Source organism: Stenotrophomonas sp. 278, assembly GCF_003935715.1.
Lineage (GTDB): Bacteria > Pseudomonadota > Gammaproteobacteria > Xanthomonadales > Xanthomonadaceae > Stenotrophomonas > Stenotrophomonas maltophilia_AH.
This window is the reverse complement of the sequence record NZ_RHPP01000143.1, coordinates 1-9,929: the sequence shown is the minus strand read 5'-3', so window position 1 is coordinate 9,929 and position 9,929 is coordinate 1. Positions and strand designations below refer to the sequence as shown.

The following is a 9,929-nucleotide window of genomic DNA, read 5'->3' as shown; positions in this document are numbered from 1 at the left end:
GGTCGCGGTCGCCGCAGCGCCGGGAGCGGTGTCGGTCGCGCCGTAGCTGAGCACGCGCAGGCGCGACAGCAGCAGGCGCGCCTGGGCCTGGCCGTCGGTGTTGATTCCGGAAGGCGCGCGCAGGTTGAGGAACACATCCACGTAGTCGCCCGGCAGAATGCGGTTGCCGGCGGCGACAAGTTCATCGACCGGCACTGCCAGCGCACGTTCGCCCGGGTTGAGCCGCAGCGCGTAGCCCTGCGCCATCAGTCCGCGATCCAGCGCGCTGCCTGCGGGCAGGTCACGCACGGGCACCGCGCCGGCCGCTTCGGCCACGCTGGTGTACGCACCGGCCGGTGCCGTGGCGGCTGCGCCCATGCGCAGGTCGGCAGCACGTATGGGTTGCCCTGCACGCAGCGTGGTGCTGGCCTCCACCACCGGCACGCTGCGTGGCACCGCGTTGTCCGCGGTGGCGGGAACGACGGTGGATGCGGGTGCGCGCCGGCTCAGCGCAAAGGCAGCCAATGCCAGCACCACGGCCAGCGCGATCAGTCCCATCGCGGCCAGGCGGGTCAGCTTGAGCATGGGTAAGACTCCTGGAAGAGGGGAAGCGTCATCACGGTGTTCCCAGGTCAAGCTGCGCCACGGCAGTGCTGCGGATCGGTTGCGTCATCACCCACCCGTACACGCGGCCGGTGCCGGGCAGGAAAGGTTTGGCCTGGTAGTCGTAGCTCACTGAAATCTGCATGCACTGCGCGCTGGGCAGCCCGCTGCACGGCGTGGGGGCCGACACCACGATGGGCGCTGCGCTGGCCGCGACGCAGTTCGGTGATTGACCGGCGTAGTTCAGCAGCCACTGCATCGACCGTCGCGCAGCCTCACAGGCGGCGGCGCGTCGCTGGTCGGGCGCGGCGTAGCGCAATGAAGCGCGTGCGCCTTCGGCGGCGGCCAGCGACAGCGTCTGCTGCACCGCCATGATCATTACCCCGGTATAGGTCAGCATCAGCAACGGCAGCAGACCGAAGATCAACATGAAGGCGAATTCGATCGTGGCCGCGCCTCGCGCGCGTCTGGCGTTCATACGCCGGCTCCCGCGGCTGGCCACAGCACCCAGGCCAGCGTGGCGAAGGCCAGATAGGCCGCGAATGGAATGCCCACCCGCCCTTGGCGCGCGCGCTGCATCTGTACCAGGGCAGGGTGCTGCCGCCACTGCTGTGCGGCCCGTGCCTGCAGCTGTTGTAAAGGAAGCGGCAGCAAGGCACGCAGACGCGGCAGCCCGACCACGCACAGCACGTGCGCGCCCGCCAGCGCGCTGGCCCCCAACCACACCGGCAGCAGCGCATGCAGCCCCAGCAGCAGGCCCAGCACGGCGAAATATTTGACGTCACCCGCGCCCATCCAGCCGATCAGATGGAACGGCAGCAGCGCCACCAGCCCCGCTGCCGCACCCAGAAGATGGTCACTGACCTCGGCCGGTCGCCCTGCCAGCTGCATGCCCAGCAGTCCGAGTGCGGCACCGCCAGCGCCGGCCAGCAGCCAGGCATTGGGCACGCGTCGCGCATACAGATCGCTGATCGCGATCCGCAGGCTCAACAACAGCGCGAGCAGGGCGAGAAAGGACATCCGGGTGCTCCTCCAGAGCAGGACGGTGCGGTGCCCCCGCCGCCAGGCCGAACGACGCCATCACCGTGCGCCCAAGGCGAACGATGGGACAGGGCCATCAGGCCTGGCGTGGAGGGATCAGGTGGTGGTGCTGCCGCCGCCGGTGCCGTCGATGGTGCTCTCCACCAGATCTTTCAGCTTGCCGAACAGCGTGGAGAACATCTCGGTCAGGCCTTCGCGACCGGCGAGCACCAGTACGCCGGCGATCACTGCGGCCAGCAGGCCGTACTCAAGTGCGGTAACGCCATCTTCTTCGACAAGAAAACTGCGGATTGAAACGTTCATGACGGTCTTCTCCCTGTTCCGATCAATCAACTGTGCTGCTGGAGTGGCTGCGCCGGTCTTGCGGACGCAACCCGTGAACTGCGCCGGGCCGAAGCCCGCACCTCGCAGAATGGGTCAACAGGGAATGAGCGTCCGGCCGCTGCGGGTGGCGAGCACCCGATGGGCGGCGGCGACTGAGCTGTCGCGACGCGATATGAAGCTGCTGCATTGCATCCCCCTTGTGGTCAGTCCGGATTTCCGCCAAGAACATGCCGGGCTGTGCTGCATTAACTCTTGAACATTTTCCTGCCTGGCAATGCACAGAAACGGCATTCCAGTGACGAACTTGAGTTTCTATCTGTGACCGCGGTGGCAAAACTACACCTCGGGTAACTCCGATGTAAAGTCCCGACGGTGAAGCGTTCGTATAATCTTTGTGAATGCGTTGTGATGTCGAAAAATTGACGCAGAATCGGCCAGAAATCAGGGGTTTGGCTTAACGGTTAATGTGTCAGTTAATGTCTCAGGCGGTTTGATTTGCGTCGCTGTGATTAAGGCATACTGGCCGCGTCCACTGGCGGACAGGCCTGGCGCGCTGGCGGCGCAATCGGGACGTTGAATCACAAGGGGGCTTCACTGTCATGGTTGATGGTGCGGGGGAGGCGGCTGGAGTAAATCCGCTGAAGGCGTTCGACCTGGCGACGCTGGGCGGCGTGCTGCGCGTATGTGATATTGAACTGGTATTGCTGGATGCCAACGGTCCGCGTGCCAGCGTGCAATCGCAGGTGCACGACGAGTCCCTGTTTTTTTCAGCAACCTGCGGTTTCCAGTTTCGTGGTCGTTTCATGCTGCCGCCGGACTGGTGTCTGCTTGGTTTCATTCACGCCACCGATCCCGAGCGCAGCTGGTGCCATGGTCTGCCGCTGACGGCAGGCATGGCCGTCACCGTGCTGCCGGAAGGTATCAGCGAGTTCTCCCTGAGTGCCGGCACGCAGCTGAGCCTGCTGCTGACACCCACCCGTCGACTGCAACGCAAGCTGGCCGAGCTGACCCTGCGCAGCACGCTGCCATCGGGCCAGGCGCTTTCGGTCTTCATGGGCGACACCGGTAATGGCGCTACCCGCCTGGCGCAGCGCTACGCGCAACTGCCCGCGTGGTTGAGCACAGGTGACCAGTCGCTGCCTGACGACGCCGTGGAGCGTTTGCTGCACGACCACGTGCAGGCGCTGCTGGGCGCGGAGTCGCAGGAGCGTCCCAGCTGCAGCCGCGCCCGCCGCACGCACTACCTGATTGCGCAGCGCGCAGAGAATTTCATGCGCCAGCACCTGCGCCGCTACATCTACATGCATGAAATATGCGACGCCGCCGGGGTCAGCGAGCGCGCGCTTCGCTATGCCTTTGAAGATCTGTTCGGCACCTCGCCCAACCGGTATCTGTCCATGTTGCGCCTGTGTGCGGCATGCCGGGGGCTGTCCACCGCCGATGCCACCCGCAAGTCGGTGAAGGCGGTCGCCCTCAGCTGCGGGCTGTGGGACCTGTCCCGTTTTGCCGACAATTATCGTCGGGTGTTCGGCGAGCTGCCGCGCGACATCCTGATGCGCGCGCCGGCCTCGATGGGCCATCCGGCCTGACTGCACGTTTCCGGCAATCTGCCGGATTTGTACATTCGCCTGCCGGTTTCCAGCCGTCTCTTGCCGGAACGCACGTTCGTGCTGCCGGAATGAAGTGCCCCGCGTTCGCGCAAGCGTCTGTAATGACTCCCACGTGCCGGCGGGCACGCAGTCAGAACTCCAACGGGGGGAGTGATCATGAACCGCATTTTCCGTTTGGTATGGAACCACCAGCTCAATGCCCTGGTGGTGGTCTCGGAAATCGCCACTTCGCGTGGCAGCCTGGTTGCCGGTCCGGTTGTCGTACATCTGAAAGTGCCATTGAAACTGCTCGCGCTGGGCCTGGCCTGCGCGCTGGGCAGTGGCTCGGCGCTGGCGTCGGACAACCAGACCCTGACTGACCTGCAGGCGCTCACCGACAAATACCTGCCGGTGCAGGTCGACGCCGATGTGGCGTTGAAGACGCTGGTTTCGGCAACGTCAGCCACGCCCCCCACGTCGCCCCTGGCTGACGTTGCCGCCCATGTACAGGTGGGATTGGGAGCCCGTGCGACATCGCCCGGAGCACCCGCGCCACGGCCCGTCACTGCCGCAGTGCGCGCCGGCGTCACGGCCGGTGTCCGTCCGGCGTTACCGGTCGCGGCAGCCGTGCATGTGCCCGTTGAAGTCCAGCTGGCCGATGCCGTCGACCTGCACGGCGACGTCGATGCCACGCTGGATGCCGACGCCTCGTTGCGCGCCAGCGTGTCCGCGAACATCGGCGGCACCGCGGACATGCAGGCCGTGCAGGCGCAGGTGCAGGTCGCCGACCGCAACCAGAAGCTCGTCGCGGCCGATGTGAGCGTGCAGGCCAGTGCGCTGCAGAACAACCGTGAAGGTCTGCTGGGCGGCCTGCTCGGTGGCGTGGGTGACCTGGCCACGGTGGTGGGTGGTGTCGTCCAGGACGTCGGCAGCACCGTCGCCGGTTCGGGACTGCTGGGTGATCTGGGCACTGGCCTGGGCAATACGGTGGGTGAGCTTGGGGGCCTGGTTGGAGCGGTCGGCAACGGGCTGGGCGGCGGCGTGGTCAACGCCTTGCCGCCGGGAAGCCCCAAGGCTCCCGTGGCCAGCGACCCGAACGCGGGGCTGATCATCGGAACCGGGGGCCTCACCGGCAGTCTGAGTGAACTGGTCGGTCCCACTGCACAGGGCCTGCTGGGAGGCGATGGCTATGTGCGCAACGGCAACCTTGCAGTCAGCAGCGCCAACGTGATGCAGGCGTACTCGGTCACCAACGTGCTGGGCATACCGACCGTGAACCTGAGCCCGGTCGGCACGCTGCTCGGCGGTCTGGACGGGGCCACCACCGGCGGCAACTCTCACCTGACCCTGATTGGTGGCGTCACCTCTGACAGCTATATCTACAACATCAACAACGGCGATCCCAACGGCCTGCTCGGGCTCATCCTGCCGGGCCAGGCCCCGGCGTGGGCCAGCAAGTGCGTGGATCTGCTGGTGGCGGACATCGACTGCTGGGCGCTCAATCCGGCCCAGGACTATCAGGTGCTGATGGGCGACGGTGCCTACGCCAACGGCTCGCGCGAAGTGGTGATCGGAGCCAACGCGCGACATGAGCTGCCGCAGGTCGACGCGAATGTGGCCTTCCCGGGTGCTGGCCTGAACGACCCGACCGATCCGACCGGCGTGCCCACGGCCGACTATGCAGCGCGCATGGGGCATTCGGTGGTGGTGGGCGACAGTGCGGTTGGCACCGCCAATGGCCAGGTGCTGCTGGGCGCTGAGGCGCGTTCGACCCAGGCCAACAGCGTCGCGCTGGGCTTCCGCAGCGTGGCCGACCGGGGCGCGCAGGCCGCGTATTCGGCCTATGGCCTGACGGCTTCGCAGGTGTCGGCGGGTGAAGTATCGGTGGGCTTTGCCGGCGGCGAGCGCCAGATCAGCAATGTGGCTGCCGGCAGCGCCGGTACCGACGCAGTGAACGTGGCGCAGCTGCAGGGAGCCATCTCGCAGATCAGCGCGGCAGCCGACATCTTCGCGGTGTCCTATGACGACGACGGCACCGGCCAGCCGAACTACGCCAGGGTAACCCTGGGCAACGGGGCGGGGCCGACCACGGTGACCAACCTGGCGGCCGGCGCGCTCAATGCAGGCAGCAGCGATGCGGTAAACGGCGCGCAGCTGTTCGCAGCCAACCAGGCGGTGTCCACGCATCTCGGCGGTGGCTCTGCACTCGATGCCAACGGCAATGTGACCGCGCCGACCTATACGATCAATTCGGTGTCCAGCACCGGCGTGGTCACACCGGGCACCTACACCAACGTAGGCAGCGCGTTCGACGCAGTGAGCCTGTCTCTGGCCAACGTGGCCGAGCAGACCGACACAGTGGACCGGCTGGCGGTGAAGTACGACGTGGATGGCAGCGGCAAGGCCGTCAACCGGGTCAGCCTGGTCGGTGATGGCAGCGGGGCAGGGGTGGCGATCGGCAATGTCGCCGCGGGGCAGGTCAACGCCAGCAGCACCGAGGCGATCAACGGCGGGCAGCTGTTCCAGACCCACGGCACGCTGGCGGCCTTCTTCGGTGGCAGCACCGCGTTCGATGGCGGTACCGGTGCATGGACGCCACCGAGCTTCTCCATATCCTCGTTCGGTCTCAGTGGCAGCGCAAGCAGCGCGACCTACGCCGACGTGACCTCGGCCTTCGAGGCGGTGGATGCTTCCCTGACCACGCTCAACACGCGCATCAACCAGATGCCGCGCCTGCCTTCCACCTCCAGCCCGTATTTCCAGGTCAATTCAAGCAAAGCGGCAGCGAATGCCAGCGGCACCGACAGCATCGCGGTCGGCGGTGTCGCCAGTGCCAGCGGAGCCGGCAGCATTGCCATCGGCGACACCGCGTCGGCAACGGCCGCCAACAGCGTGGCGCTGGGAGCGGGTTCGGTCGCCGACCGCGACAACGCGGTGTCGGTGGGCAGCGCTTCCGCCACCCGTCAGATCACACACGTGGGCGACGGCACCGAGGCCACCGACGCGGTCAACCTGCGCCAGCTGCAGGCATCACAGCAGGGCACGCTGCGCTACGACACCAACGTACAGGGAGACACCAACTACAACAGCGTCACTCTCGGCGCACCGGGCGGCGGGACCACCATGGTCCACAACGTCGGGCCGGGTACCGCAGGCACCGATGCGGTCAACGTCGACCAGCTGCGCGCCGGCATGAACCAGACCCTGGATGCGTCCAAGGCCTACACCGATGAGCGCATGGGCGGCTTTGACCGTGATCTGCGCCGTACTGACAACCGGGCCTCGGCCGGCGTTGCCAGCGCGATGGCAACGGCGGGGTTGCCGCAGCCTTCCGAGGCCGGGCGCAGCATGCTGGCGGTGGCTGCGGGCAGCTACAACGGCGAGTCGGGGCTGGCGGTCGGCCTGTCAGGCGTGTCCGAAGGTGGACGCTTCATCTTCAAGGCCAGCGGGTCCACCAACAGCCGCGGTGAGGGCGGTGTGTCGGTGGGCGCAGGTTTCCAATGGTGAGTCCGGGGGAGACAGCCATGAAAACGCAGATCACACACGACACTGCACTGATGCGCTCGCTGGGTCTGGCGCTGGCCAAAGCAGCCAGCGAGGTACAGATGATTGCGATCACCGGCTACACCGACCGTATTGGCGCGGACGACTACAACCAGGATCTGTCGCAGCGTCGGGCCGAGGCGGTGCGCGCGGCACTGATTGCAGGCGGCGTGCCGTCAACGGCAATCATGGCTGAAGGCCGTGGTGAAACCGCGCCACGGGTGGCGTGCACACAACCGGCGGGTGACGCGCTGATCGACTGCCTTGCGCCAAACCGGCGCGTGGAGATTTCCGGTGTCGCGCAACTGGCCAGAAAATAGTGGGAAGTTAATCTAAACCGGACAGTAAAATATCTTGCAAGTAATTGTTTTCGCACGCCTTTGAAAAGAAGTTAATGCCGCGTAATAAAATTCAGGAATGTGTTTTCAAGTCCATCACACCCGCATCACGGGCAAGCGACGAATGTGCGCACCGTAACAGGGGGAAAGTCGTTGGACCGAATACGTATCCATGCATGCAGTTCAGGTCGCATGGGTGCAGAGCTTGACCTGGCTCGCTGTCGGCCGCGGGATGTCTCCCCCGTCATCGCTGAGGGAGCAGCGAGCCAGGTCATCAGTTTTGGCAGCAGGTAGATCCAGCAGCAGTACGACGAAATCATTCGACGCCGGCTATTTTCACCTTCAACGCAGCCGCTTCGCTTTCACAGTCGGTCGCAGGAACACCCGCACCACGCAGCGCGTCAATCTCGGCACGCGCCGCTTTCATATCTGCGAGAAAGTCCGCATTGGCATGCAGTTTGGCGACCGCGCCGGCTGCCACTGCGCGGCCCTGCAGCACATCACTCTGCCAATGCGCATTGCAGATCAGCCGGTTCTCGCCAAAGGCACGGCCACGCGCCAGCAGGGCGTCGGCCTGGTCGGGACTCAGTTCGGTCAGGATCAAGGCCCACGCCCAGCTCACTGCCGTATGCCCTGAAGGATAGGAGCCATCCTTGCGCAGGGCCTCCTCGTCGCCGGGTGCGCAGGTGCTTTCCTTGTAGAACACGAACGGTCGCGTGCGCTTGTAGTGGTCCTTGGCCGCATACGTTGCGAGGCCGGCGTCGACCATGCTCCGCTGCAGCAGCAGGTACAGGCGGGGCGTGTCGGCCTTGTTGACCGGAACGCCCAGCGCGCACGAGAACGTGCTGGCGACCTGCGGAAAGTCGAGATTGGCATCACGCGTGGCCAGCGCATGGCGCGGGGTGCCACGCAGCTTGCGTGCGGCGGCGTGCGTGGCCTGATCACGGGCGAATGAGGCACTGCCCTTGGCGGGCGGCGGCGGTAGAAGGGCCAGACTGTCAGGTAGGTTACGGCCGAGGTAGCCGGCCGGAACGCCGGGACGCAGCTCGGGAACCGGGGAAGAGGCCGCCGCGGTTGGCGGTACCGGGGCGGCCGGTGACTCCAATGGACCCGTCGCGCACGCGGACAGGAAGGAACAGGCCAGCACGACGCTGAAGGGGGCCAGTCGACGGCTGGGTGTGCGCATGGTGGCCTTCCATGGACAGGGGTCAACCACCCCGCACCCGTACACCCGGTAAGGGAGGGCCCCGGCGTACGGGTGCGGAATGGCTGTGCTTACTCTCCAAGCTGGCCCCAACCGGGACAACCGGCGTTCTACTGATGCGGTCTAAGTAAAACTACTGGGCCGCCGCAGGTTGTGGACGGGTGCCGGGTACCGGAAAGCGGACCTCGATGCGGGTTCCGCCAAGCGGACTCTGGCTGACCTGCAGGGTGCCGCCCAGCAGCCGGGCGCGCTCTTCCATGCTGATCAGGCCAAGGCCAGGCGCGCGTCCGGTGCTGGCCGAGGAGGGCATGCCCACTCCGTCGTCGTCCACCCGCAGCACCACCTCGGCCCCGTGCACGGTGATGCGCACATCGGCGACGCTGGCGTTCGCGTGGCGATCGACGTTGTTCAACGCTTCCTGGACGATGCGGAACACGCTCAGCTCACTGTCGTCGCCCAGCCGGGGGGCGCAGTCGATGCTGCAGCACAGGCGCAGGCTTCCGCGCGCGTTGCGCTTGTTGCAGAACGCATCCAGAGCGCTGGCAAGCCCGGTGAAGCGCAGGATGCTGGGATGCAGTTCGTGCGAGATCGAACGGATGTCGTTGGACACCGCCAGCAGCTGGTCCTGCAGTTCGGTCACGATCGGGCGTTCGCGGTCGGGCAGATGATGCCGCAGTGAACTGAGGCGGATCGAAATGGCCGCCAGTGACTGATTGATATCATCGTGCAGGTCCCGGGCAATGCGGGTGCGCTCTTCCTCCTGCACCACCAACATGCGACCGGTGACTTCACCGAGGCGCTGGTAGGCCTTGTGCAGTTTGATCCGGCTGGACATTTTCTGGTCCGACAGCGCGCCAAGGAACAGCAACGCCAATCCGGTACCGATGGTCCAGGTCTGGGCGGTGAGCAGATTGCGGTGCGGGCCCCAGAAGCCGAACGGGCCCAGGCCGTACTGGCCCAGCACGGTCCCCAGTACCGCAACCAGCAATACGCCCACTGAGGCACCCGCAACGCCAAATACGATCAGCGCCCAGACCAGGATCGGGACCGGGGCCAGCGACAGCAGCGGCGTTATCACGCCGTCGCGCCAATCCACGGTCCAGAGCAATGTCAGCAGGGCCAGCAGCGCAACCGCCATCGCAGCCGTATTCAGATGCCAGCCCTGCCGCCGCTGCGGCGAGCGCAGGCTGCGGCCCAGGTTGATCACCGCGGGCGTGATCAGCAGATAGCTGACGCTCTGCGAAAGCGCAAACGCGCGCAGGTGCTGCCCCGCGCCGGGCGCACCGCCGCTGGCGACCGCGTGCCACC

Annotated in this window: 9 protein-coding genes; 3 read left to right on the top strand and 6 right to left on the bottom strand. The window is 66.1% G+C overall.

Annotation, left to right across the window (positions count from 1 at the left end):
• From cpaB to EGJ34_RS18215, 4 genes are all read right to left on the bottom strand, one after another.
• Nucleotides 1-564 (bottom strand): Flp pilus assembly protein CpaB (gene cpaB, locus EGJ34_RS18230; RefSeq protein ID WP_125361884.1); only part of this gene is annotated, 564 nt, incomplete at its 3' end.
• A gap of 31 nt (nt 565-595) precedes the next feature.
• Entirely contained in the window at nt 596-1,060 is a 465-nt protein-coding gene (locus EGJ34_RS18225; protein WP_125361883.1) for a TadE family protein, read from the bottom strand.
• On the bottom strand, nt 1,057-1,602 hold the full coding sequence (locus EGJ34_RS18220) for an A24 family peptidase (protein ID WP_125361882.1): 546 nt from the start codon (nt 1,600-1,602) through the stop codon (nt 1,057-1,059). The genes EGJ34_RS18225 and EGJ34_RS18220 overlap by 4 nt, the downstream gene beginning before the upstream one ends.
• Nucleotides 1,603-1,719: 117 nt before the next feature.
• On the bottom strand, nt 1,720-1,926 hold the full coding sequence (locus EGJ34_RS18215; protein WP_125361881.1) for a Flp family type IVb pilin: 207 nt from the start codon (nt 1,924-1,926) through the stop codon (nt 1,720-1,722).
• Between the two features lie 620 nt (nt 1,927-2,546).
• On the opposite strand from EGJ34_RS18215, the gene EGJ34_RS18210 reads away from it, so the two are divergent.
• The 3 genes from EGJ34_RS18210 (at nt 2,547) to EGJ34_RS18200 (ending at nt 7,399) form a co-directional block, all read left to right on the top strand.
• On the top strand, nt 2,547-3,536 hold the full coding sequence (locus tag EGJ34_RS18210; RefSeq protein WP_125361880.1) for a helix-turn-helix domain-containing protein: 990 nt from the start codon (nt 2,547-2,549) through the stop codon (nt 3,534-3,536).
• A 177-nt stretch (nt 3,537-3,713) separates the two neighbouring features.
• On the top strand, nt 3,714-7,043 hold the full coding sequence (locus EGJ34_RS18205; RefSeq protein ID WP_125361879.1) for a YadA-like family protein: 3,330 nt from the start codon (nt 3,714-3,716) through the stop codon (nt 7,041-7,043).
• A gap of 17 nt (nt 7,044-7,060) precedes the next feature.
• The gene (locus EGJ34_RS18200; RefSeq protein WP_260477051.1) at nt 7,061-7,399 is read left to right on the top strand and encodes an OmpA family protein; all 339 of its coding nucleotides are present in this window, start codon (nt 7,061-7,063) and stop codon (nt 7,397-7,399) included.
• Nucleotides 7,400-7,733: 334 nt separating this feature from the next.
• Here EGJ34_RS18200 and EGJ34_RS18195 read toward each other — a convergent pair whose 3' ends face one another.
• The gene (locus EGJ34_RS18195) at nt 7,734-8,603 is read right to left on the bottom strand and encodes a phosphatase PAP2 family protein (RefSeq protein WP_125361877.1); all 870 of its coding nucleotides are present in this window, start codon (nt 8,601-8,603) and stop codon (nt 7,734-7,736) included.
• 151 nt (nt 8,604-8,754) lie between these two features.
• Nucleotides 8,755-9,929: sensor histidine kinase (locus EGJ34_RS18190; RefSeq protein ID WP_148100517.1), on the bottom strand; the 1,175-nt coding region annotated here is incomplete at its 5' end.